A 22,410-nucleotide genomic window follows, 5' to 3' on the forward strand; every position below is an offset into this window, starting at 1 on the left:
AATGAAAAAATATAAATCAATAGGAAAATTGCTGGCAGTTTCTTTCTTGACTGCTACCATTGCTTCTGCTTGTACGGAAGACGCAATGGATAAAATCAATGAAAACCCTAACAATCCGTTGGATGCGCCCGCTAAGTTCTTAATTACGGACTTAGGCGTAAGTACTGCATTCAGCACTGTAGGAGGGGATTTCTCGCTCTATTCTTCTGTTTACATAGAACATGAAACGGGTATATCCAACCAGCTTTACCGCGCGGAAGTACGCAGCGGAGAGCCCACAACGGCTACTACCTACAACAATGCATGGATCAACGTGTACTCAAATATCAAAAATGCTAAAATCGTTATCAAGAAATGCGAAGAAGATCCTTCGGAAAAAGGAAACGTAGTGACGGAAGCGATTGCTAAAATCCTGCTCGCCTACAATGGAGCTGTGGCAGCCGATGTGTTTGGAAACACACCGTATAGCCAGACAGGTATCCTCAATCCGGACGGTACACCGATGTATATGCAACCTAAAATGGATACACAGGAAAGTATCTATCAGGAAGTAATGCAGAACCTGGATGATGCCATCACTCTACTGAATAACGGTACTGCCAAAGATACGGGCTTATCCGGTGCAGTCGGTTCTAAAGACTTGATCTATGGTTCAAACACCAGTACACAGGCAAGTATGTGGCTTAAAACGGCCTATGCGTTAAAAGCACGTTATACAATGCGTCTGCTCAATAAAAGTGCCAACAAGACTACAGATCTTCAGAATATTCTTACTTATGTGAGCAAATCATTTGCCAACGCAAGTGAAGAATGTAAGTTGGCCGTTTACGATGCTGATTCGCAATTGAATCCGCTTTGGTCCTTCAGCTACAGCCGCAACAGTTTAGCAGCTAGTGCAAGTCTGATTGAAAAGTTCGTTGAGCGCAATGACCCCAGAGCACCGCAAGCGTTCCTGGAACCTGATCCTACCGGATATATCACTTATGGATACGGAGCTACGCAAGCTACGGACATCGCAGGCATCAAAGCGGCTCCTAACGGAACTCCGCAAGAGTTGCAGAATAATTATGGTATGTCGATGATATCATGGGCTATGTCGGCTCCTACTCTTTTAATCAGCTATCACGAAGTGAAATTCCTTGAAGCAGAAGCATTGTGCCGTTTGGGAGGCAGACTGGGCGAAGCTAAGACTGCTTTGAAAGATGCAGTCACTGCCGGATTCGAGAATCTGGAAAACTCAATTATAGATGCCGCTGACACTTGGGTATATGATGGTGACAGCGATTTGGGGGCAGATGTAGCAGAAACCTATTTCACGGATGAAGTAGAACCGTTATTCGATGCCAACCCTCTGCAAGAGACAATGATACAGAAGTATCTCGCCTTCTTCGGTGCATCCGGCGAATCACTGGAAGCCTATAATGACTACCGTCGTTTGAAAGGTGCAGGAGAAAACTTCATTGTACTGAAGAACCCGCAGAACAGCAGTAAATTCCCATTGCGCTTCGGTTATGGAGCAGATGATGTATTGGCAAATCCTGAAGTGAAAGCTGCTTTCGGTGATGGACAGTACGTATATAGCGAAGCCGTATGGTGGGCTGGCGGAAACAAATAATGAACTTAAAATCTCTCAAAGGAGAGACTTTACATAGAGTCGTTTCTGTACTCTAACAAATTAACAGAGACGAACAAAAATAGGCCAACCGTGAGGTTCGCCTATTTTATTTTATCCAAATGCATTAGATGAAGTTAGGGCAATACCATTTTTCTACCCAATCATACTTCTTTTCCATGCTTTTACGTTTTTAACGCTTAAGCACTTTTTGGATAAATTAAAAAAAAAACTCGTAAGAATCAATCTTACCACTGCAAATCGGGTAAATATTTACTCAACGTAGTGCGGAGAATACCCAAGGTGATAGGTTTCACCAATACTTCAGTTGCTCCTGCATTCATTGCATTTTCTTTATCCGAGCTGAAAGCATAAGCCGTCTGCATGATAATAGGAATTTCTGTGTTAGATTCACGAATTATCTTCGTTGCTTCCAATCCGTTCATCACCGGCATCTTAATATCCATCAGCATTGCTTTGGCTCTTTGCTGGTGTTGCTGAAACAACTCCACCATTTCCTGGCCATTTTTAGCCCACTCGATATCACACTTTTTGCCTATGATAGCCTTGATTAATTTAAAGTTGCTGTCATCGTCTTCAGCTACCAAAATTAAAGGTCTGAATTCATTCATTTGTTCGCTTTCCATATCGCTTATATATTGTTTTTTTTATCTGTTTTTTTAGAGCTATCTTCCTTTTCAGCCCGCAAGGTATAAAAAATATTCATATATTTCGCTATCTTTGCGCCTCAATTTAAAAGAATAGTATGATTTCTGTTGACGGACTAGCCGTAGAGTTTGGCGGCACTGCTTTATTTAGTGATATTTCTTTCGTAATTAATGAAAAAGACCGCATCGCTCTGATGGGCAAAAACGGGGCTGGAAAAAGTACGCTGCTGAAGATTTTGGCAGGCGCACGGCAACCGACACGTGGAAAAGTTTCCGCACCCAAAGATTGCGTAGTAGCATACCTGCCTCAACATCTGATGACGGAAAACGGAAGAACAGTGTTTGACGAAACGGCACAGGCTTTTTCACATCTTCATGAGATGGAAGCGCAGATCGAAAAGTTGAACAAGGAGCTTGAAACACGGACGGACTACGAGAGCGACAGTTACATGGCGCTGATCGAGGAAGTGTCCAGCTTGAGCGAGAAGTTTTATTCAATCGATGCTACTAATTATGAAGAGGATGTGGAAAAGGCATTGCTTGGATTAGGATTCACCCGAGGAGATTTCCAACGCCAGACGAGTGATTTCAGCGGTGGATGGCGAATGCGTATCGAACTCGCCAAATTGCTGTTGCAGAAACCGGATGTGCTCTTGCTCGATGAGCCGACGAATCATCTGGATATCGAATCTATTCAATGGCTGGAGGATTTTCTTATTAATAATGGGAAAGCGGTCATTGTAATTAGTCACGACCGTAAATTCGTGGATAATATTACAACACGCACCATCGAAGTAACGATGGGACGTATCTATGATTACAAGGTAAATTACTCGCAATATTTGCAGCTGCGCAAGGACCGCCGCGAACAGCAACAGAAGGCTTATGACGAGCAGCAGAAGTTTATTGCTGAAACGAAGGAGTTTATCGAACGGTTCAAGGGGACTTATTCAAAGACGTTGCAGGTGCAGAGCCGTGTCAAAATGCTGGAGAAGCTGGAATTACTCGAAGTGGACGAGGAGGATACTTCTGCATTGCGACTGAAATTCCCGCCTTCACCCCGTTCGGGCAGTTACCCGGTCATCATGGAGGGTGTTGGAAAGACATACGGAGACAAAGTGGTATTCCGCAATGCTAATCTGACGATTGAGCGTGGTGATAAGGTAGCTTTCGTTGGTAAGAACGGTGAGGGTAAGTCTACGCTCGTGAAGTGTATCATGAAGGAGATTGAGCATGACGGTACATTGACTCTCGGACATAATGTGCAAATTGGATATTTCGCTCAAAATCAGGCTTCGCTGATGGATGAAAACCTGACGGTTTTCCAAACGATTGACGATGTAGCCAAAGGGGATATCCGGAACAAGATTCGTGATTTGCTGGGGGCGTTTATGTTTGGCGGTCCCGAGGAATCGATGAAAAAGGTCAAAGTGCTTTCGGGTGGAGAGCGTACCCGTCTGGCTATGATTAAATTATTGCTGGAACCTGTCAACCTCCTGATTTTAGATGAGCCGACGAATCATCTGGACATGAAAACGAAAGATATTCTGAAACAGGCATTGCTGGATTTTGATGGTACGCTGATCGTCGTTTCACACGACCGTGACTTCCTTGACGGGCTGGTTACCAAGGTGTATGAGTTCGGTAATCAAAAGGTGACGGAACATCTTTGCGGTATCTATGAGTTCCTCGAAAAGAAGAAAATGGATTCGTTGCAAGAACTGGAAAAGAAATAATAAATAATAAAAAGAGGGTATCGGCTACAGGCGAAATAAAAGTATTTGTATATTTGCACTTTGAAGCTCTGAAAAGCGGATAACCTCTAAAAGAAAGGATGAAAGGGAAGAAACGAATTATAGTAACTCTGCTGTTTTTTATCAACATTATTATGTTGGTGGCAGCGGTTATTCCCCATCATCATCACCCCAACGGAATGATTTGCATGAAGCAGGACTTGCCTGTAGAACAGCAATGTCCCACGCATCATCATCACCCGGGAAACGACTCATGTTGCAGCAGTGAATGTATGACTCGTTTCTACTCTCCCACTCCATCCATACATACGGATAGCGGACCGGATTACGTATTCATCGCTACCTTATTCACGGATGTAATCATCGAGCATTTATTACGACCGCAAGAGAAACGGATTAAAAACTATTACGTTTACCGAGACTCTCTGCATGGTACGGATACTCATCGTACCACTTCTCTTCGTGCCCCTCCCTACTCTGTTTTTGCGTAAAAGCGTAAATGCAAATTAGTTGCATCTGCGCTACCTTATCTTTGTAGCGTAAAAAGAAAACAGTAAAATTTAGTAGGAAAATATCATTATGAAAAAACTTATTTTCGTGGGAATCCTGGGCTTATTCGTGCTGGGATCCTGTAATAATAGTACCGTCACACACACACACGATGAACACGATCATGCCGCGGAAGGACATAATCACGAGGCAGAAGGACCCGATCATTCCCATGAAGGCGAATATAGCGGAGAACACAATCATGAAGCAGCCGATGAATACAACGAAGCTGCCGAAGCCCACAGTGATGAAATCATTCTTCCGAAAGCGAAAGCTGAAGCAGCCGGTGTAAAGGTGAGCGTTATTGAACCTGCACCTTTCCAGCAAGTGATTAAAACCAGCGGACAGGTGCTGGCTGCTCAAGGGGATGAATCGGTTGCCGTAGCTACAGTAGCCGGCGTGGTATCTTTCCGTGGAAAAGTAACGGAAGGTATGAGCGTCGGTAGCGGCACTCCGCTAGTCACTATTTCTTCAAAGAATATCGCCGATGGTGATCCGGTGCAACGTGCCCGCATTGCCTACGAGGTATCCAAGAAGGAATACGAACGTATGAAGGAGCTTGTTAAAAACAAAATCGTATCCGACAAGGATTTTGCACAAGCGGAGCAAAGTTACGAAAACGCCCGTCTTAGTTACGAAGCTCTTTCCAAGAATCATTCGGCTATCGGCCAAAGCATTACGGCTCCTATTGCCGGATATGTGAAAAGTATTCTCGTGAAAGAAGGTGACTATGTGACAATCGGACAACCGCTGGTAAGCGTGACGCAGAACCGTCGTCTTTTCCTCCGTGCCGAAGTGTCGGAAAAGTATTACCCGTATCTCCGCACCATCAGTTCCGCCAATTTCCAGACTCCTTATAATAATCAGGTGTACGAGTTGAAAGCATTGAACGGTAAACTTCTCTCTTTCGGAAAAGCTGCCGGAGACAATTCTTTTTATGTGCCTGTCACTTTTGAGTTCGACAACAAAGGGGAAGTGATTCCCGGCTCATTTGTGGAGGTATTCCTGCTTTCTTCAGTAATGGAAAACGTGATTTCTCTTCCGCGCACCGCGCTGACAGAGGAACAAGGCATATTCTTCATATATCTGCAACTGGACGAAGAGGGTTATAAAAAACAGGAAGTAACGATAGGAGCCGACAACGGCAAAAGCGTTCAAATCCTAACTGGTGTAAAGGCTGGCGACCGTGTAGTGACCGAGGGTGCTTATCAGGTTCGACTGGCAAGCGCAAGCAATGCAATCCCGGCACACAGCCACGAACACTAAAGAGACTAGGCGTCGCAGCCGTTTTTTTGTGCGGCGCATCCATCAAGTTTTTTATAACTCTCAATTAATGAAATATCATGCTTAATAAAATTATACATTACTCCCTACACAACCGGCTGGTGGTAGTTTGTGCGGCCATCCTCCTGCTTATTGCGGGAACGTATACCGCCATGCATACGGAAGTAGACGTATTCCCCGACCTAAATGCACCTACGGTAGTAATCATGACCGAGGCGAACGGTATGGCTGCGGAAGAAGTTGAACAGCTCGTTACTTTTCCTGTTGAAACTGCCGTAAACGGAGCTACGGGTGTGCGCCGTGTCCGCTCTTCCTCTACTAACGGATTTTCCGTTGTTTGGGTAGAATTTGATTGGGGAACGGATATTTATCTCGCTCGTCAGATTGTTAGTGAGAAATTAGCGGTGGTCAGCGAATCGCTGCCGGTCAATGTCGGCAAACCGACTCTTGGACCACAGTCTTCTATCTTAGGCGAAATGCTCATCGTCGGTCTGACTGCCGACTCCACTTCCATGCTCGATCTTCGCACGATTGCGGACTGGACCATCCGTCCACGCCTGCTGTCTACCGGAGGAGTGGCACAAGTGGCTGTGCTCGGAGGAGATATCAAAGAATATCAGATTCAGCTAGATCCCGAACGGATGCGTCATTACGGCATCTCGATGGGAGAAGTGATGGCTGTAACACAGGATATGAACCTAAATGCCAATGGAGGTGTGCTCTATGAATTCGGAAATGAATATATTGTACGTGGTGTACTCTCCACTTCGAAAACAGAGCAACTTGGCAAAGCGGTAGTAAAGACAGTGAATAACTTCCCTGTCACGCTGGAAGATATTGCAAACGTAACCATCGGCCCGAAGGCTCCGAAACTGGGTACTGCTTCAGAACGCGGCAAATCTGCCGTCCTGATGACTGTTACCAAGCAACCGGCTACCAGCACACTGGAACTGACGGACAAACTGGAAGCATCTCTGAAAGACCTCCAGAAAAATCTGCCGCCGGACGTAAAAGTTTCAACGGACATATTCCGTCAAAGCCGCTTTATCGAAAGCTCCATCGGCAATGTGAAAAAATCACTCTTTGAAGGAGGTATTTTCGTTGTCATCGTGCTTTTCCTGTTCCTGGCAAATGTACGTACTACGCTGATCTCATTGGTGACACTGCCTCTTTCCCTGCTCGTTTCGATCCTGACTTTACACTACATGGAGCTGACAATCAACACCATGAGTCTTGGAGGTATGGCGATAGCTATCGGTTCATTGGTAGACGACGCCATTGTCGATGTGGAAAACGTATATAAACGACTGCGGGAGAACCGCCTGAAAGCGGAAGCAGAAAGACTAAGTACGCTCGAAGTGGTATTCAATGCGTCGAAAGAGGTGCGCATGCCTATCCTTAATTCAACGTTGATTATCGTAGTCAGTTTTGTTCCGTTATTTTTCTTGAGCGGCATGGAAGGCAGAATGTTGGTTCCACTAGGTGTTGCTTTTATCGTGGCCCTGTTTGCGTCTACGATAGTTGCCCTGACACTAACTCCGGTACTCTGCTCTTATCTATTAGGAAGCAATAAGACGAACAAGGAACTGAAAGAAGCTCCTGTTGCCCGCTGGATGAAAGGGATTTATGAAAAAGCACTGACTTGGGTACTGGCACATAAACGTGTGACTCTCGGAAGTACAATCGGACTTTTTGTAGTTGCCCTCGGAGTGTTTTTCACACTTGGACGCAGCTTCCTTCCTTCGTTCAATGAAGGATCGTTTACTATCAATATCAGTTCTCTGCCAGGTATTTCGCTGGAAGAAAGCAACAAAATGGGACATCGTGCCGAAGAGTTATTGATGACAATTCCCGAAATACAAACGGTAGCCCGGAAAACGGGACGTGCCGAATTGGATGAACATGCGTTAGGAGTCAATGTTTCTGAAATAGAAGCTCCGTTCGAATTGAAAGACCGCTCGCGCAGTGAACTGGTAGCTGATGTACGTGAAAAATTAGGTACGATCACCGGAGCAAACATAGAAATCGGACAACCGATCAGCCACCGTATCGACGCAATGCTATCGGGTACGAAAGCGAATATTGCTATCAAATTATTCGGTGATGACCTGAATAAAATGTTTTCACTCGGTAATCAAATCAAAGGAGCGATCAGTGACATTCCCGGTGTTGCCGACCTGAACGTGGAACAACAGATTGAACGTCCGCAGCTGAAAATACAGCCTAAACGGGAAATGCTGGCTAAGTTCGGTATTACCCTGCCGGAATTTTCGGAATATGTGAATGTAGCTTTGGCTGGAAAAGTGATCTCACAAGTGTATGAACAGGGCAAGAGTTTTGACCTGATCGTAAAAGTGAAGGATGATGCCCGGGATGAAATAGAGAAAATCCGTAACCTGATGGTAGACACGAACGACGGCCGCAAAGTTCCTTTGAGCTATGTAGCGGAAGTGGTATCGGCCATGGGTCCGAATACGATCAACCGCGAGAATGTGAAACGTAAAATTGTCATTTCCGCCAATGTGGCCGATCGTGACTTGCGCAGTGTTGTGAATGATATTCAGAAACGTATCGACACATCGGTACAATTACCCGAAGGTTATCATATCGAGTATGGTGGACAGTTTGAAAGCGAGCAGGCTGCCAGCCGGACATTAGCGTTGACTTCATTTATCAGTATCGTGGTTATCTTCCTGTTGCTGTACAATGAGTTCCGCAGTGTGAAAGAATCCGGGGTTATCTTGCTGAATCTTCCGCTGGCACTGATCGGTGGTGTATTTGCTTTGGTGATTACAACAGGAGAAGTCAGTATTCCGGCTATCATCGGTTTCATTTCCTTGTTCGGTATTGCAACGCGTAACGGTATGTTGCTCATCAGTCACTACAATCATTTGCAAAAGGAAGAAGGTTTGAATGTATATGATAGTGTGATTCAAGGTTCTCTCGACCGCCTGAATCCGATTTTAATGACGGCATTGTCTTCTGCACTGGCACTGATTCCATTGGCACTTGCCGGTGATTTGCCCGGTAACGAAATCCAGAGTCCGATGGCAAAAGTGATTCTAGGAGGATTATTAACGTCTACTTTTTTGAACGGTTTTATCGTTCCGATTGTTTATCTGATGATGCATCGGAAAAAGACCCAAAAAAGCCTGTAGAGAGGGATATTTTTCCTCGGTGAGAAAACCATCGTTCCCCGGTGAGGAAACAAGTGTTCCTCGGTGAGGAACGGGTCGTTCCTCGGTGTCAAACAAATAGATGCCTTATCATAAAGTATCTATCAACAATAGCTTGTAATAAATAAAGAAATTAGAAATGAAACAAATCATGACCATAAGCGCTGCACTTCTTTTCTTAACCATAGGTGAAGTGCAAGCCCAAAACGGAATTGAACAGGTATTGAAGAATATCGAAACGAACAATAAGGAGTTGCAGGCAAACAAGCAACTGATTACCTCGCAGAAGCTGGAAGCCAAAACGGATAATAACTTGCCTGATCCTACTCTCTCTTACGCGCATCTATGGGGAGCAAAAGATAAAAGCGAAACAATCGGTGAGCTGGTTGTTTCACAAAGTTTTGATTTCCCTAGTTTATACGCCACACGTAACAAGTTAAACCGTCTGAAAGCCGGAACTCTTGACAGTCAGTCGGATGTTTTTCGTCAGGAGAAACTGTTACAGGCAAAAGAACTTTGCCTGGACATTATCATGCTTCGTCAGCAAAAGCATATTTTGGAGGAACGTCTCCGCAATGCGGAAGAACTTGCTAAAATGTACGCCAAACGTCTCCAAACAGGGGATGCAAATGCTCTCGAAACCAATAAAATCAACTTGGAACTGTTGAATGTCAAAACGGAAGCGTCTCTGAACGAAACGGCACTTCGCAATAAGCAGCAGGAACTGAATACGCTGAATGGTAATATTCCGGTGGTTTTCGAAGAAAATCAATATCCGGCTATACCGTTCCCAAGCGATTACCAAATGTTGAAATCAGAAGTCATGGCTACAGACCGTACCTTAATGGCACTAGGCAACGAGAGCCTCGTTGCCCATAAACAGATTGCTGTCAATAAATCCCAGTGGCTGCCGAAGCTGGAACTCGGCTACCGTCGGAATACAGAGACTGGTGTGCCTTTCAACGGTGTAGTGGTGGGCTTTTCCTTCCCGCTTTTCGAAAATCGGAATAAGGTGAAAATTGCTAAAGCGCAGGCACTCAACATCGACTTGCAAAAGGATAATGCTACACTGCAAGTGGAATCTGAATTGGCACAACTTTACCGGGAAGCGAAAACGCTGCATGCTTCAATGGAAGAATATAGCAAGACTTTCCAGTCTCAACAAGATTTGGCATTGCTGAAACAAGCTTTGACAGGTGGACAAATTAGTATGATCGAGTACTTCGTTGAAGTATCGGTGATCTATCAAAGTCATCAAAATTATCTGCAATTGGAAAATCAGTACCAAAAGGCAATGGCACGGATTTACAAAAGCAAGCTATAAATAGTACATAAAAACCCTTTAGGTATGGGTTACGCTGAACATACTAATTTCTATTTTTAAGTTATATAAGTATGTTTATATAATAAATTAGGCACGGATTACACAGAATTCACGGTCTTTAGTATTGTCATAACTATAAAGCAACAGTGTTAATCCGTGTAATTCGTGCCTAAATATATCTCCTCTCTTTTTCTTCAAATTCCGACTGGATATTTCAAAACAATACATTACATTTGCAACGAACATAAAATCTGAATTATGAGACCTAAACATTTCTATTTATTCATGTTATGCTGCATCCTTACGCTACTAAGTGGCTGTAAAGATGATGACGACAATCCACTGCGTTTTTACAACAGTGAATACGAAGTACCTATGGGTGGCAGACGTTACCTCGGCCTGGAAAGCGGAAATGGTGACTACTCACTTGCAGTGAAAGACACACGCATCGCAAGTGCCGGAACTGAAACTGGCTGGAGTGGAGTACCTGCCGGACGTATGATTTATGTAACCGGTATCCTCACCGGAACGACTTATCTGACAGTAACAGACAACGCCACACAAGAAACCTGCACTTTACCAATCAAGGTGGTCGATAATTACGAAAATATGGAGTTGCTACGCAGCTACTTGTCTAACTTACCCAACGGAGATGCGAATCTTCTACCCGGTATTTCCGACATTTTTCTGATTAACAACCACGCACGGGATGCTTATTTTTTCAAACAAGGAGAACAGACCGCCTTTTCATCCGGACTTGAATTAATAACCCAAGGAAGTTACAAACTGGAAAAAGAAGAAGGAGACGATAAGAAAATGACACTAACCCTCACTTTTTCGGAAGATATGGCAACACCTGTTTCCGATCATAAATTCATAATATGGGGAAACTCGTACTTATTTCATCGGTTGAATAAAAGCCTAAATCTGAACTGGAACACTCCGCCCATTGGAGAAACGCGGACATCACCTACACCTCCTCCTTCCTACACGCTGGAAGAAATAGCTGAAGGCACAGAAATCGGAAAAGGCAGACAGCTTAGCTTTAGTCTTTCCCAACAGGAAATACCTGCGGGAATACTGCCTTAATCAGTAACGTATTCTGATAAGATGCGTATATTTTCCGGTAAGTATCCACTACGGATGCGCCATTCTTGCGGATAAAGATTATTGGCACGATTGCCGATGTTCTTCACAAATCCGAGAGGAATATGCCGATAAGTAAGCAAAACATATCCACGAGGGGCTGTTACCGGTAAGGTAATGGCCTCTTTTCGTAAATATGTGATGGCCTGTTCATAACTTATTTCTTCCGTAGCGAATGCTTCCCGGCATAAAAGTGAGGTACACATTGCCAACGCATGGTTAGGGATCAAATCCTTTCCTTTCACTTCGCCTATTTCAATCCCTGCCGACACGATTTTCAGGCTTTGTTTCATCGTCGCCAATTCATTAGTATAGTACTGTGAGAAAGCTCGGATATTTGTTCCTTCCGCCAATAAAATATACTTGTCCGAATTTTCATCATTCAACCAACTTTTAGCCATATTCAGATATTCTTTCGATACAGGAGAAGATGCTGCTGTTCCTTTCTTATCCTTCTTCTTGAAAACTTTCTCTTTCGCGAAAGAAGATACCGGAATCTCTTCTTCCGTTTCCGACTTACGAAAAGCCACCAGAAAAAAGCCTTCACCTTTCGTCTTATGAGGGAAAAAATGATAAACGGGAATAGAAGATTTAGAATGATCCCCTTTATCTGACAAAAGATCTCCTGTTATATTCCAATTCTCCTGCACCTGCACAGTTAATGGTTCGCCCCCATACTCTTGTTGAACCCAACGTGCATTCTCTTCATCCTCTTTTGTATTAAATGTACACGTACTATATATAAGAATACCTCCGGGCTTCAACGCATCCCAGATATCTGCAATAATCCGTCGCTGGCGCTGCCAACAGATTTCCACATTCTCGGGGCTCCACTCTTCCACAGCTACCGGGTCTTTACGGAACATACCTTCACCGGAACAGGGAACATCTGTAAGAATCACATCAAAGAAAGAGAGTAAAGCCGAAAAATCTGCCGGATCATTATTGGTCACTACCACATCCGGATGTCCCCACTTCGTCAGGTTTTCAGCAAGAATCTGCGAACGATTCCGGATTACCTCATTGGCTACCAACAGGCTCCCTTCGGGAAGTACACTACGGGCATGAGTCGATTTTCCACCGGGAGCCGCACAAAGATCCAACATCTTCACCGGTCCCGTGATATATTGCCGGAGTACCTGCTCCACAAACATGGAAGAAGCTTCCTGAACATAATAACAGCCTGCATGGAATAAGGGATCGAACGTGAAAGTGAGACGCTCCTCCAAATAGAATCCTTCGGAAGACCAAGGTACTTTATCCGATAAAGAATGATTGATTTTCAATTGATTCAACCGGATGCTAACCGGTGGTTCCTGTTGGAGGGCAACAGCCAGTTTGTCGTATTCTTCATCGCCCAATAGAGCGCGGGTGTAGTCTATAAAAGAAGCAGGTAATTCCATCTTTCGTTTATTAATTTCCGCAAATATCAAAAATATTTCGTCTCTTTGCAACTTTCTATGATATTAACTACGTCTAACAGATAAAGAAATAAATTAAAAAACTATTGATATGAAAAATTTTCTATTAGCATTGATGGTTGTACTGACCACTTGCACACTGGCTGTTGCCCAGACCACCGTTGTTCGTGATTCCATCGGGAAAGTAAAAGTAACTGTGACCAAAGACAATAAAGCAAATACGAACAATACTGCTGTCACAGTGATTGGTGTAGACACAGCAGATGCTGATTCTGCAGACGTAAATGCAAACTCAAGTAATGTTAGCACCACTCATGGCAAAGCCAGCTTCACATTCGATTCGGATGACAGCGATTTCCCCTTCCACAATGTTAGTGCCGGCGGAGGTATTCTGGTAGCAATCATTGCAATCATTGCTGTATTCGGATTTCCGGTATTCATTCTATTTGTAATCTTCTTCTTCCGTTATAAAAACCGGAAAGCACGTTATCGCCTTGCCGAACAGGCACTTGCTGCCGGCCAACCGCTTCCGGCAGAGTTTATCCGCGAAAACAAAACAGTCGATTCGCGTTCACAAGGCATCAAGAACACCTTTACGGGTATCGGTCTTTTCATCTTCCTCTGGGCAATCACCGGCGAATTCGGAATTGGAGCTATCGGCTTACTCGTTACATTCATGGGTATCGGACAATGGATTATCGGTAGCAAACAACAGACTCAAGACACAAATGCTACCCGGATGCATACGGGTAATAAGGATGAAAAAAAGAACCCGAATAACGTTAGAACCGATAGTTTCGAAATCATCCCTTCCGAATCCGAAGAGAAAGACAAAGGAGTAAACGAAGAAAAGAACGACGAGAATAAATGAGCCAACTCAATGATATATCGTTAGTCGCACAGGTCGTGGTGTTCAAGAACACCAGGGCCTTTGACCAGTTGGTGAAGGAGTATCAGTCGCCCATCCGACGATTCTTCCTGAACCTGACTTGCGGCGACAGCGAATTGAGTGACGACCTTGCGCAAGATACATTTATCAAAGCTTATACGAACATTGCCTCTTTCCGGAACTTGTCAAGTTTCTCTACGTGGCTGTATCGTATTGCTTATAATGTTTTTTATGATTATATTCGCAGCCGGAAAGAGACAGCCGACTTGGATACAAGAGAAATAGACGCCATCAACAGCACCGAACAGGAGAATATCGGGCAAAAAATGGATGTCTACCAGTCGCTCAAAATGCTTAAAGAAGTGGAAAGAACCTGCATCACGTTGTTCTACATGGAGGACATTAGTATCGACAAAATTGCAGGGATTGTAGGAGTACCGTCAGGGACAGTGAAAAGCCATCTGTCACGCGGGAAAGAAAAATTAGCAACGTATTTAAAACAAAACGGTTATGACAGAAATAGACAATGATAAGCTCTTGCGCGATTTCTTCGCAGAAAACAAGCAGGAAATAGCAGATAACGGATTCAGTCGCCGTGTCATGCACCACTTACCCGATCGTAGTAATCGCCTGGCTCGTATCTGGAGCGCTTTCGTGATGACTGTGGCGGCCGCACTTTTTGTATGGTTAGGTGGATTGGAAGCAACTTGGGGAACCATAAGAGAAGTATTTATCGGTATGATTAATCATGGCACTTCAAGCCTTGATCCGAAGTCAATTATTATCGCAGCTGTTGTACTATTATTCATGGCTACACGAAAGGTTGCTTCGATGGCATAATTAACTCCTGGAAAGAAGTTATTTCGTTAAAGAATGATAAATTTGCCCTTGTTAGCAAAGGAGCCCAAACTTAGATATCGTATCTTTGTTCTTCTGTAAACTAAAAGAGTGAGAAGAGTTTTGAAATTACGTATATTTATTTTATTTCTGTTCCTGCCTATATTGAGTGTTCAGGCAGGTATCATCGACAGTCTGATGATACATCCCAGGGACTCAATCGGATTAACCAGCGATTCCCTTGTGCTACGCTATTTACAAGAATCGGGAATCCCTATATCTGATAATAATAAGGTAAAACTGCTAAAAAGCGGACGGGAGAAGTTTATCGATTTGTTTGAAGCCATCCGGGAAGCTAAACACCACGTCCATCTGGAATATTTCAACTTCCGAAATGACTCCATCGCCAATGCTTTATTTGCTCTGCTGGCCGAAAAAGTGAAAGAAGGGGTCGAAGTACGAGCTATGTTCGATGCATTCGGAAACTGGTCGAACAACAAACCACTTAAAAAGAAACATCTCAAGAAAATACGTGAACAAGGAATCGAGATTGTCAAGTTCGATCCATTCACTTTTCCTTATATCAATCACGCCGCCCATCGCGATCACCGGAAAATAGCTGTCATCGATGGAAAAGTGGCTTATACCGGTGGTATGAATATCGCCGATTACTACATTAACGGACTACCCAAAATCGGAACCTGGCGTGATATGCACACACGCATTGAAGGGGATGCCGTCAATGATCTGCAGGAGATATTCCTAACGATCTGGAATAAGGAAACCAAGCAGAATGTAGGTGGAGCCGCTTATTTCCCCCAACATGAGGAACAAACGGACAGTACGAATATTGTGGTAGCAATCGTAGACCGTACCCCGAAAAAGAATAGCCGTATGTTAAGCCACGCTTATGCCATGAGCATCTATTCGGCCCAAAAGAATGTTCATATCGTCAATCCTTATTTTGTACCGACTTCTTCTATCAAAAAGGCGTTGAATCGGACAATCGACCGAGGCGTAAATGTTACAATCATGGTTTCTTCTGCCTCCGATATCCCGTTTACTCCGGATGCCGCACTTTATAAGTTGCACAAACTGATGAAAAGAGGAGCTACTGTCTATATGTATAACGGTGGATTTCATCACTCTAAAATAATGATGGTGGATGATTTGTTCTGTACAGTTGGCACTGCCAACCTGAACAGCCGCAGCTTGCGCTATGATTACGAAACAAATGCCTTTATCTTTGATACCAAAATAACGGGTGAATTAAATACAATGTTCCGGAACGATATCGAGCATTGCACTCAACTAACGCCTGAATTCTGGAAAAAGCGCTCCCCGTGGAAGAAGTTCGTCGGCTGGTTTGCTAATTTATTCACTCCATTTTTGTAATTTTGTGCGGAGAATCATTTTCACCACAACTTATTCATTATGAAACAATACCTGGATTTACTCAATCGTGTACTAACCGAAGGTACAGAAAAAAGTGACCGTACCGGAACCGGAACCATCAGCGTTTTCGGTCACCAAATGCGTTTTAATCTTGATGACGGTTTCCCGTGCCTGACAACCAAGAAACTACATCTGAAATCAATCATATACGAATTGCTTTGGTTTCTGCAAGGTGATACTAATGTGAAATATCTTCAGGAACATGGAGTGCGCATCTGGAACGAATGGGCGGATGAGAACGGCGACTTAGGACATGTTTATGGTTATCAATGGCGTTCATGGCCTGACTATAACGGTGGATTTATCGACCAGATCAGTGAAGTGGTGGAAACAATCAAACATAATCCGGATTCACGCCGTATCATTGTAAGCGCCTGGAACGTAGCAGATTTGAATAATATGAATTTGCCTCCCTGCCATGCTTTCTTTCAGTTTTATGTAGCAGACGGACGGTTGAGCCTGCAACTGTATCAACGCAGTGCAGATATTTTTCTGGGTGTTCCTTTTAATATTGCATCATACGCATTATTGCTGCAAATGATGGCACAAGTGACGGGACTGAAAGCCGGAGATTTTGTTCATACCTTCGGTGATGCGCATATCTACCTGAACCACTTGGAACAAGTGAAGCTCCAATTATCACGTGAACCTCGTCCATTGCCACAAATGAAGATCAATCCGGATGTGAAAAGTATCTTCGACTTCAAATTTGAGGACTTTGAATTAGTGAACTATGACCCGCATCCGCATATTGCGGGAGCAGTAGCCGTGTAACTTTATGAGTAAAATATCTATCATTGCTGCCGTAGACCGCCGTATGGCTATCGGCTTCGAGAACAAACTTCTTTTCTGGTTACCCAATGATTTGAAACGTTTCAAAGCATTAACTACCGGAAACACCATACTGATGGGACGCAAAACTTTCGAGTCACTACCGAAAGGCGCATTACCCAATCGCAGAAACATCGTTTTATCTTCCAACCCGGCTACAGAATGTCCCGGTGCGGAAGTTTTCCCTTCACTCGAAGCAGCTTTGCAAAGTTGTAAAGAGGAGGAACACATTTATATTATAGGAGGAGCAAGTATTTATCAGCAGGCTCTTTCTTTCGCTGACGAACTTTGCCTGACAGAAATAGATGATATGACTCCCGAAGCCGACGCCTATTTTCCAGAAGTATCGCCAGAGATGTGGCAAGAAAAAAGCAGAGAAGCTCATCCTGCGGATGAGAAACATCTCTGCTCCTATGCTTTTGTTGATTACGTGAGAAAATAACGATTAATCTTCATCTTCTATGTCGACCATGATTGGCATCTGCCGCTTAATGGCTTCATGGAAGGAGATTAATGTCTCGGTACGCGCCAAACCCAATGGTTGTAACTTATCGTGAATAATACTCAATAAGTGATGGTTATTCTTTGCGTAAATTTTGATAAACATATCGTATTTTCCGGTAGTGAAATGACATTCCACCACTTCGGGGATAGCTTCTAAAGCTTTTGTTACCGAATCAAAGGATTCGGGATCTTTCAGATATATACCAATATAAGCGCAAGTCTCATATCCGATTTTCTCGGGGTCGATGACATATTCCGAACCTTTTAATATACCTAAATTAGTAAGCTTCTGAATACGCTGATGGATTGCAGCGCCGGAAACATTACATGCTCGTGCTACTTCCAAAAAAGGAATACGCGCATTCCCTGCAATCAGTTTCAGAATTTGCTCATCTAAAGCATCTAATTGATGATGTCCCATTTTTGAATCAAATTGTTTTTATCAATGAATCTTTTATGCAAAGTTAGCGATTTTTCGACAACAAATACTATAATCTATTACTTTTATTTGCAGAAAGCGGATAAGTCAACAATAGTTCGTACCTTTGCGAAAAACATAAATATACCATTAATATGAAACATATTTGCTGTATTATTCTGTGTTTCTGTACTTCTATAGGAAGTTATGCACAGAATTTTGCTGATTATTTTCAGAACAAAACATTGCGAGTGGATTATATCTTTACCGGGGATGCTACACAACAGGCTATTTATCTGGATGAGCTATCACAACTTCCTACCTGGGCAGGACGTCAACATCATCTTTCGGAACTTCCATTGGAAGGCAACGGACAAATTATAGTGAAAGACCTTGCCAGCAAACAGTGTATCTACAAAACGTCATTCTCTTCTTTGTTTCAAGAGTGGCTGTCCACAGACGAAGCTAAAGAAACAGCCAAAGGATTTGAGAATACTTTCCTTCTTCCTTATCCTAAACAGCCTGTGGAGGTAGAAGTCACTTTATATTCTCCGCGAAAAAAAAGATTGGCTACCTATAAACATATCGTGCGTCCGGATGATATATTGATTCATAAACGGGGGGTATCACATGTCACTCCGCATCGGTATATGCTTCAAAGTGGTAACGAAAAAGACTGCATAGATGTTGCCATCCTTGCAGAAGGATACACAGAAAAAGAAATGGATATTTTCTACCAGGATGCCCAACGTACCTGCGAAAGTTTGTTTTCGTATGAGCCGTTCCGCTCCATGAAGGGTAAATTTAATATTGTTGCCGTAGCCAGTCCTTCTACGGACAGTGGTGTCAGTGTTCCCCGCAAAAATCAGTGGAAACAAACGGCGGTTCACTCCCATTTCGATACTTTTTACTCGGACCGTTATCTGACTACCAGCCGGGTAAAGTCTATCCATAATGCATTGGCAGGCATCCCCTACGAACATATCATTATCCTGGCTAACACGGATGTATATGGTGGTGGAGGAATATACAATTCGTATACGCTGACCACGGCCCATCACCCGATGTTCAAGCCGGTAGTCGTGCACGAGTTCGGACACAGTTTCGGTGGACTGGCCGACGAATATTTCTATGATGATGATGTGATGACAGATACTTATCCGCTGGATGTCGAACCGTGGGAACAAAATATTTCAACACGGGTGAACTTCGCTTCCAAATGGAAAGATATGCTTCCGTCAGGTACCCCGATCCCGACCCCTATTGCTGAAAAAAAGAAATATCCCGTAGGAGTATATGAAGGAGGTGGCTACTCTGCCAAAGGCATTTATCGTCCGGCTTATGACTGTCGCATGAAAACAAACGAATATCCGGAGTTTTGTCCGGTTTGTCAACGTGCCATCCGTCGAATGATTGAATTTTATGTTCCTTAATGGAATACAATTATATTATTGTCAAACTTAAAACCCAAACCTCATGATTAGACTTCAACCAATTAGTACGTCGGATCTGCAACATTACAAATTCATGGAAGAGCTTCTAATTGATTCGTTTCCACCGGAAGAGTACCGTCAGTTGGAACAACTGCGCGAGTACACTGATCGTACGGGCAACTTTCATAATAACATCATCTTTGATGATGACCTGCCAGTCGGCTTCATTACCTATTGGGATTTTGACAGTTTCTACTATGTAGAACACTTTGCAACCAATCCTGCCCTGCGAAATGGAGGCTATGGAAAACGCACGCTGGAATACTTATGCAATTATTTGAAACGCCCGATCGTATTGGAAGTAGAACGTCCGATAGAGGAAATGGCAAAACGACGTATCAGCTTTTATCAACGTCAAGGCTTTACGCTGTGGGAAAAAGACTATAGCCAACCTCCTTACAAGCCCGGAGATGATTTTCTGCCCATGTATTTAATGGTACACGGAGAATTGGATTGTGAAAAGGATTTTGAAACAATCAAAAAGAGAATACATAAAGAAGTATATGGAGTAAAAGACAACTAATTAAATTAGGTAGCAGCTCGAAATTAGTTTCACAAATGGAAAACCTTACTCCAGCTACGTATATATAAAAAGGGCGTTCAATTTGAATTGAACGCCCTTTTTATATATATTGAATTAACTAATTACTTCTCACCACGTTTCGTAGCCGAATAGTTAATCTTCAAAGCATAAGATTTTCTAAGAGCATTTTTTACATCAGTAACAATACCCATCTTTGTCTTCTGATCTACTTTCAGAGACACAGTCATCTTAGCAGCATCGCCTTCATTCATACTCGCACGTTCCTGAAAAATGAAGTCTTGTACTTCACCCACTTCAGCATAACTGTCATTCAACTGAATACGACTTTCAGTACCCATTTTCGCGCGATATTCTTGTGTAGGTTCCCCTACATAAATGAATGTTACCAGTGATTTCTTCTCCAGTTTTTCGAGTTCAGTACCTTGCGGAAGTGTAAACTGCACCTTTAATGTTACCTCACGCATCGTTGTTACAATCATAAAGAAGAACAACAAGGTAAAGATAAGGTCAGGCAACGAAGAAGTATTCAATGCCGGCATTTCACGTTTACCAGTCTTATTAAATTTTCCCATTACTTACTTCTTTTTTTCTCCGTATTTTTTAGGTTCTGCTTCAGAAATTCGTTGCGGATAAACTTCACGAACAGCTTTCTGCTGTGCATCATTCAGTTCAGCGTAAGTAACCCCAAACTTTTCTTGAGCTAACTCATCTCTCAATTCATTGTATGCAGCTACCAATTCGTTCTGCACACTTATATATGCCTGATAAGAAGACCCGCGGTCATTCTGCAAAGAAATTACATGCTTATCATTAACAAGAGTAGTACCAAAGAAATCGACATTTTTTTGTGTCTTTTCCGGCATATTCTCAGCGTTATTGATGTTAGCAATAAACTCTTTGGCTTTCTGCCTCAACTGATCAACACCAATATAATCATTCCCGCACATCAAAGCATCATCTTTATTCAGATAAACCTGCAGGATGTTACGTTCTTTAATTTTATCGGTATTCTCATTCTTTTCATCTTCGGGTGGTGGAGGCAAAAGTCTTGCCAAACCACGGTCCGTATCCATTGATGTTGTAATCAAGAAGAAGATCAGCAACAAGAAAGCAATATCCGCCGTAGAACTTGAGTTTATATCAGGAACTTTTCTTTTTCCTTTTGCCATTTTAATAACTTATTTAATCGAGTATCCTCAATTGATTACGACAATTTTTTCTTTATACCACTCGCAATGATTGCAACAACTGTCACAAACAACAATATGTAAATAGAATAAAGGAACATATCAGTTACTTTCAGCCAAAAAGGAACATTGTCTGTACCACTATAGCCAGGAATCTGCATTGGTGTACCATCACCCATTGCCCAAGCTACAATAAGAACAACAGCTAAAAGAACCAAACCAAGTAAAGACTTGATGGCATTTGCCGGGTTATCCTTCAAAGCTGCACCAAATTGGAATACAGCAGCAATAACAGTGGCTGCAATGGCTAAGCCAAACAAAACGTACATCAGATAGAGTAAGGCGTCTGTTTGAGCCGGTTGCCACATTTCGGGATCTACTCCCGGAATTAAGGCATCGCCCGAGGCATCTCCTCCTAAGAAGAACAAGCCAATAACGATCAGAATAATAGCAAACATCGCATACAGTGCGTAATACGATATTCTATATGTTAACTTACTCATTTTAGATTATTTTTTGTATTTCAAGTTATATTTGATTACCATATCAAGCAAAGAGATAGAAGAATCTTCCATTTCACTTGTAAGAGCCTCAATTTTAGAAAGTACGTAGTTGTAGAATACCTGAAGGATCAATGCTACAATCAAACCGAAGATAGTTGTAATCAAGGCAACTTTCATACCACCTGCAACAACCGTCGGAGAGATATCACCTACCTGCTGGATTTTATCAAATGCCTGCACCATACCGATTACAGTACCCAAGAATCCGAGTGACGGAGCCATTGCGATAAACAGTGTGATCCAAGAACATCCTTTTTCAAGGTAACCTGCCTGTACACCACCATAAGATACAACTGACTTCTCAACTACGTCAATACCTTGATCGATTCTCATCAAACCTTGGTAGTAGATAGAAGCAACCGGGCCTCTGGTGTTACGAGCAATGTCTTTAGCAGCTTCAACATCACCTTTTTCCAAAGCAGCTTCGATAGATGCCATGAATTTTTTTGTGTTGATTTCAGCCAAACTCAAATAAATGATACGTTCAATACAGAAAGCCAAACCGATCACCAAAGCGATAGCTACCAAACTCATGAAAGATGCAGTACCTTCGATGAATTTAACTTTGATTTCCTTGTGAATACCACCCTCTTCTGCAGCAGGAGCAGTAGCTGTAGTAGCTTCAGCGGCAGGAGCAGCTTGTTGTTCAGTTTGTTCTGCTGCAGGAGCGTCTTGAGCCTGAGCAAGTTGAATTGAGCCAAAAGTGAAGGCCCCAATCACAGCAACAATTGCAAATAACTTTTTCATTGTGTGTC

At 43.0% G+C, this 22,410-nt stretch carries 22 protein-coding genes; 15 read left to right on the top strand and 7 right to left on the bottom strand.

The window, feature by feature from the left end:
• Position 1: 1 nt before the first annotated feature.
• Positions 2-1,615 carry a SusD/RagB family nutrient-binding outer membrane lipoprotein gene (locus tag KSX81_RS06030; protein ID WP_217725928.1) on the top strand — a complete coding sequence of 538 codons (1,614 nt, stop codon included), beginning with the start codon at positions 2-4 and terminating at the stop codon, positions 1,613-1,615.
• A 245-nt stretch (positions 1,616-1,860) separates the two neighbouring features.
• Here KSX81_RS06030 and KSX81_RS06035 read toward each other — a convergent pair whose 3' ends face one another.
• Positions 1,861-2,259: a response regulator gene (locus KSX81_RS06035; RefSeq protein ID WP_004297972.1), complete on the bottom strand. Its 399-nt coding sequence runs from the start codon at positions 2,257-2,259 to the stop codon at positions 1,861-1,863.
• A 119-nt stretch (positions 2,260-2,378) separates the two neighbouring features.
• On the opposite strand from KSX81_RS06035, the gene KSX81_RS06040 reads away from it, so the two are divergent.
• The 6 genes from KSX81_RS06040 (at position 2,379) to KSX81_RS06065 (ending at position 11,456) form a co-directional block, all read left to right on the top strand.
• Positions 2,379-4,016, top strand: a complete 1,638-nt coding sequence (locus KSX81_RS06040; protein WP_217725927.1) for an ABC-F family ATP-binding cassette domain-containing protein — start codon at positions 2,379-2,381, stop codon at positions 4,014-4,016.
• Between the two features lie 98 nt (positions 4,017-4,114).
• Positions 4,115-4,525 (top strand): DUF6769 family protein, encoded by a 411-nt coding sequence (locus tag KSX81_RS06045; RefSeq protein WP_004306814.1) that lies wholly within the window; start codon positions 4,115-4,117, stop codon positions 4,523-4,525.
• 88 nt (positions 4,526-4,613) lie between these two features.
• A complete protein-coding gene (locus tag KSX81_RS06050) occupies positions 4,614-5,849 on the top strand; it encodes an efflux RND transporter periplasmic adaptor subunit (protein WP_217725926.1) in 1,236 nt (411 codons plus the stop codon).
• A gap of 77 nt (positions 5,850-5,926) precedes the next feature.
• Positions 5,927-9,025 carry an efflux RND transporter permease subunit gene (locus KSX81_RS06055; protein ID WP_217725925.1) on the top strand — a complete coding sequence of 1,033 codons (3,099 nt, stop codon included), beginning with the start codon at positions 5,927-5,929 and terminating at the stop codon, positions 9,023-9,025.
• A gap of 157 nt (positions 9,026-9,182) precedes the next feature.
• The gene (locus tag KSX81_RS06060; RefSeq protein WP_217725924.1) at positions 9,183-10,367 is read left to right on the top strand and encodes a TolC family protein; all 1,185 of its coding nucleotides are present in this window, start codon (positions 9,183-9,185) and stop codon (positions 10,365-10,367) included.
• Between the two features lie 258 nt (positions 10,368-10,625).
• Positions 10,626-11,456 (top strand): hypothetical protein, encoded by an 831-nt coding sequence (locus KSX81_RS06065; RefSeq protein WP_217725923.1) that lies wholly within the window; start codon positions 10,626-10,628, stop codon positions 11,454-11,456.
• On the opposite strand, the gene KSX81_RS06070 is transcribed toward KSX81_RS06065, so the two are convergent.
• Positions 11,453-12,916 carry a methyltransferase RsmF C-terminal domain-like protein gene (locus KSX81_RS06070; protein WP_217725922.1) on the bottom strand — a complete coding sequence of 488 codons (1,464 nt, stop codon included), beginning with the start codon at positions 12,914-12,916 and terminating at the stop codon, positions 11,453-11,455. The genes KSX81_RS06065 and KSX81_RS06070 overlap by 4 nt on opposite strands.
• 109 nt (positions 12,917-13,025) lie before the next feature.
• Here KSX81_RS06070 and KSX81_RS06075 point away from each other — a divergent pair, with 109 nt between their 5' ends.
• The 6 genes from KSX81_RS06075 (at position 13,026) to KSX81_RS06100 (ending at position 17,388) form a co-directional block, all read left to right on the top strand.
• Positions 13,026-13,805, top strand: a complete 780-nt coding sequence (locus KSX81_RS06075) for a DUF6249 domain-containing protein (RefSeq protein ID WP_004297962.1) — start codon at positions 13,026-13,028, stop codon at positions 13,803-13,805.
• Positions 13,802-14,353 carry an RNA polymerase sigma factor gene (locus tag KSX81_RS06080; RefSeq protein WP_004297960.1) on the top strand — a complete coding sequence of 184 codons (552 nt, stop codon included), beginning with the start codon at positions 13,802-13,804 and terminating at the stop codon, positions 14,351-14,353. The genes KSX81_RS06075 and KSX81_RS06080 overlap by 4 nt, the downstream gene beginning before the upstream one ends.
• Positions 14,334-14,663: a DUF5056 domain-containing protein gene (locus KSX81_RS06085; protein WP_004297958.1), complete on the top strand. Its 330-nt coding sequence runs from the start codon at positions 14,334-14,336 to the stop codon at positions 14,661-14,663. The genes KSX81_RS06080 and KSX81_RS06085 overlap by 20 nt, the downstream gene beginning before the upstream one ends.
• Positions 14,664-14,783: 120 nt before the next feature.
• The gene (cls, locus tag KSX81_RS06090; protein ID WP_004311690.1) at positions 14,784-16,055 is read left to right on the top strand and encodes a cardiolipin synthase; all 1,272 of its coding nucleotides are present in this window, start codon (positions 14,784-14,786) and stop codon (positions 16,053-16,055) included.
• Positions 16,056-16,094: 39 nt separating this feature from the next.
• Entirely contained in the window at positions 16,095-16,889 is a 795-nt protein-coding gene (locus KSX81_RS06095) for a thymidylate synthase (protein ID WP_004311691.1), read from the top strand.
• 4 nt (positions 16,890-16,893) lie between these two features.
• The gene (locus KSX81_RS06100) at positions 16,894-17,388 is read left to right on the top strand and encodes a dihydrofolate reductase (RefSeq protein ID WP_004311692.1); all 495 of its coding nucleotides are present in this window, start codon (positions 16,894-16,896) and stop codon (positions 17,386-17,388) included.
• Positions 17,389-17,391: 3 nt separating this feature from the next.
• Here the strand turns inward: KSX81_RS06100 and KSX81_RS06105 are convergent, their stop codons facing one another.
• On the bottom strand, positions 17,392-17,871 hold the full coding sequence (locus tag KSX81_RS06105) for an Lrp/AsnC family transcriptional regulator (protein WP_004297952.1): 480 nt from the start codon (positions 17,869-17,871) through the stop codon (positions 17,392-17,394).
• A 152-nt stretch (positions 17,872-18,023) separates the two neighbouring features.
• On the opposite strand from KSX81_RS06105, the gene KSX81_RS06110 reads away from it, so the two are divergent.
• Together KSX81_RS06110 and KSX81_RS06115 are read left to right on the top strand one after the other, a co-directional pair.
• A complete protein-coding gene (locus tag KSX81_RS06110; RefSeq protein WP_004311693.1) occupies positions 18,024-19,301 on the top strand; it encodes an IgA Peptidase M64 in 1,278 nt (425 codons plus the stop codon).
• A gap of 43 nt (positions 19,302-19,344) precedes the next feature.
• Positions 19,345-19,884, top strand: a complete 540-nt coding sequence (locus KSX81_RS06115; RefSeq protein WP_008650303.1) for a GNAT family N-acetyltransferase — start codon at positions 19,345-19,347, stop codon at positions 19,882-19,884.
• A gap of 122 nt (positions 19,885-20,006) precedes the next feature.
• Here KSX81_RS06115 and KSX81_RS06120 read toward each other — a convergent pair whose 3' ends face one another.
• From KSX81_RS06120 to KSX81_RS06135, 4 genes are read right to left on the bottom strand one after another with little or no spacing between them, the layout of a single operon-like run.
• Positions 20,007-20,477, bottom strand: coding sequence for an ExbD/TolR family protein (locus KSX81_RS06120; RefSeq protein ID WP_004297931.1), 471 nt, complete (start codon positions 20,475-20,477; stop codon positions 20,007-20,009).
• 3 nt (positions 20,478-20,480) lie between these two features.
• A complete protein-coding gene (locus KSX81_RS06125; protein ID WP_004297930.1) occupies positions 20,481-21,074 on the bottom strand; it encodes an ExbD/TolR family protein in 594 nt (197 codons plus the stop codon).
• A gap of 35 nt (positions 21,075-21,109) precedes the next feature.
• Positions 21,110-21,595, bottom strand: coding sequence for a hypothetical protein (locus KSX81_RS06130; protein ID WP_004297929.1), 486 nt, complete (start codon positions 21,593-21,595; stop codon positions 21,110-21,112).
• Positions 21,596-21,601: 6 nt separating this feature from the next.
• On the bottom strand, positions 21,602-22,402 hold the full coding sequence (locus KSX81_RS06135; RefSeq protein ID WP_004297928.1) for a MotA/TolQ/ExbB proton channel family protein: 801 nt from the start codon (positions 22,400-22,402) through the stop codon (positions 21,602-21,604).
• Positions 22,403-22,410: the final 8 nt, after the last annotated feature.

Origin of the sequence: Bacteroides sp. MSK.18.37 (assembly GCF_019129155.2) — a bacterium.
GTDB classification, from domain to species: Bacteria; Bacteroidota; Bacteroidia; order Bacteroidales; family Bacteroidaceae; genus Bacteroides; species Bacteroides ovatus.

What these genes read in the sequence shown, in the direction of transcription:
- KSX81_RS06100 (WP_004311692.1), top strand. Translation starts at nt 16,894, where the DNA reads ATGAGTAAAATATCTATCATTGCTGCCGTAGACCGCCGTATGGCTATC.
- KSX81_RS06055 (WP_217725925.1), top strand. Translation starts at nt 5,927, where the DNA reads ATGCTTAATAAAATTATACATTACTCCCTACACAACCGGCTGGTGGTA.
- KSX81_RS06030 (WP_217725928.1), top strand. Translation starts at nt 2, where the DNA reads ATGAAAAAATATAAATCAATAGGAAAATTGCTGGCAGTTTCTTTCTTG.
- KSX81_RS06050 (WP_217725926.1), top strand. Translation starts at nt 4,614, where the DNA reads ATGAAAAAACTTATTTTCGTGGGAATCCTGGGCTTATTCGTGCTGGGA.
- KSX81_RS06085 (WP_004297958.1), top strand. Translation starts at nt 14,334, where the DNA reads ATGACAGAAATAGACAATGATAAGCTCTTGCGCGATTTCTTCGCAGAA.
- KSX81_RS06105 (WP_004297952.1), bottom strand. Translation starts at nt 17,871, where the DNA reads ATGGGACATCATCAATTAGATGCTTTAGATGAGCAAATTCTGAAACTG.
- KSX81_RS06075 (WP_004297962.1), top strand. Translation starts at nt 13,026, where the DNA reads ATGAAAAATTTTCTATTAGCATTGATGGTTGTACTGACCACTTGCACA.
- KSX81_RS06060 (WP_217725924.1), top strand. Translation starts at nt 9,183, where the DNA reads ATGAAACAAATCATGACCATAAGCGCTGCACTTCTTTTCTTAACCATA.
- KSX81_RS06110 (WP_004311693.1), top strand. Translation starts at nt 18,024, where the DNA reads ATGAAACATATTTGCTGTATTATTCTGTGTTTCTGTACTTCTATAGGA.
- KSX81_RS06130 (WP_004297929.1), bottom strand. Translation starts at nt 21,595, where the DNA reads ATGAGTAAGTTAACATATAGAATATCGTATTACGCACTGTATGCGATG.
- KSX81_RS06065 (WP_217725923.1), top strand. Translation starts at nt 10,626, where the DNA reads ATGAGACCTAAACATTTCTATTTATTCATGTTATGCTGCATCCTTACG.
- KSX81_RS06035 (WP_004297972.1), bottom strand. Translation starts at nt 2,259, where the DNA reads ATGGAAAGCGAACAAATGAATGAATTCAGACCTTTAATTTTGGTAGCT.
- KSX81_RS06095 (WP_004311691.1), top strand. Translation starts at nt 16,095, where the DNA reads ATGAAACAATACCTGGATTTACTCAATCGTGTACTAACCGAAGGTACA.
- KSX81_RS06120 (WP_004297931.1), bottom strand. Translation starts at nt 20,477, where the DNA reads ATGGGAAAATTTAATAAGACTGGTAAACGTGAAATGCCGGCATTGAAT.
- KSX81_RS06135 (WP_004297928.1), bottom strand. Translation starts at nt 22,402, where the DNA reads ATGAAAAAGTTATTTGCAATTGTTGCTGTGATTGGGGCCTTCACTTTT.
- KSX81_RS06125 (WP_004297930.1), bottom strand. Translation starts at nt 21,074, where the DNA reads ATGGCAAAAGGAAAAAGAAAAGTTCCTGATATAAACTCAAGTTCTACG.
- KSX81_RS06115 (WP_008650303.1), top strand. Translation starts at nt 19,345, where the DNA reads ATGATTAGACTTCAACCAATTAGTACGTCGGATCTGCAACATTACAAA.
- KSX81_RS06070 (WP_217725922.1), bottom strand. Translation starts at nt 12,916, where the DNA reads ATGGAATTACCTGCTTCTTTTATAGACTACACCCGCGCTCTATTGGGC.
- KSX81_RS06080 (WP_004297960.1), top strand. Translation starts at nt 13,802, where the DNA reads ATGAGCCAACTCAATGATATATCGTTAGTCGCACAGGTCGTGGTGTTC.
- KSX81_RS06040 (WP_217725927.1), top strand. Translation starts at nt 2,379, where the DNA reads ATGATTTCTGTTGACGGACTAGCCGTAGAGTTTGGCGGCACTGCTTTA.
- KSX81_RS06045 (WP_004306814.1), top strand. Translation starts at nt 4,115, where the DNA reads ATGAAAGGGAAGAAACGAATTATAGTAACTCTGCTGTTTTTTATCAAC.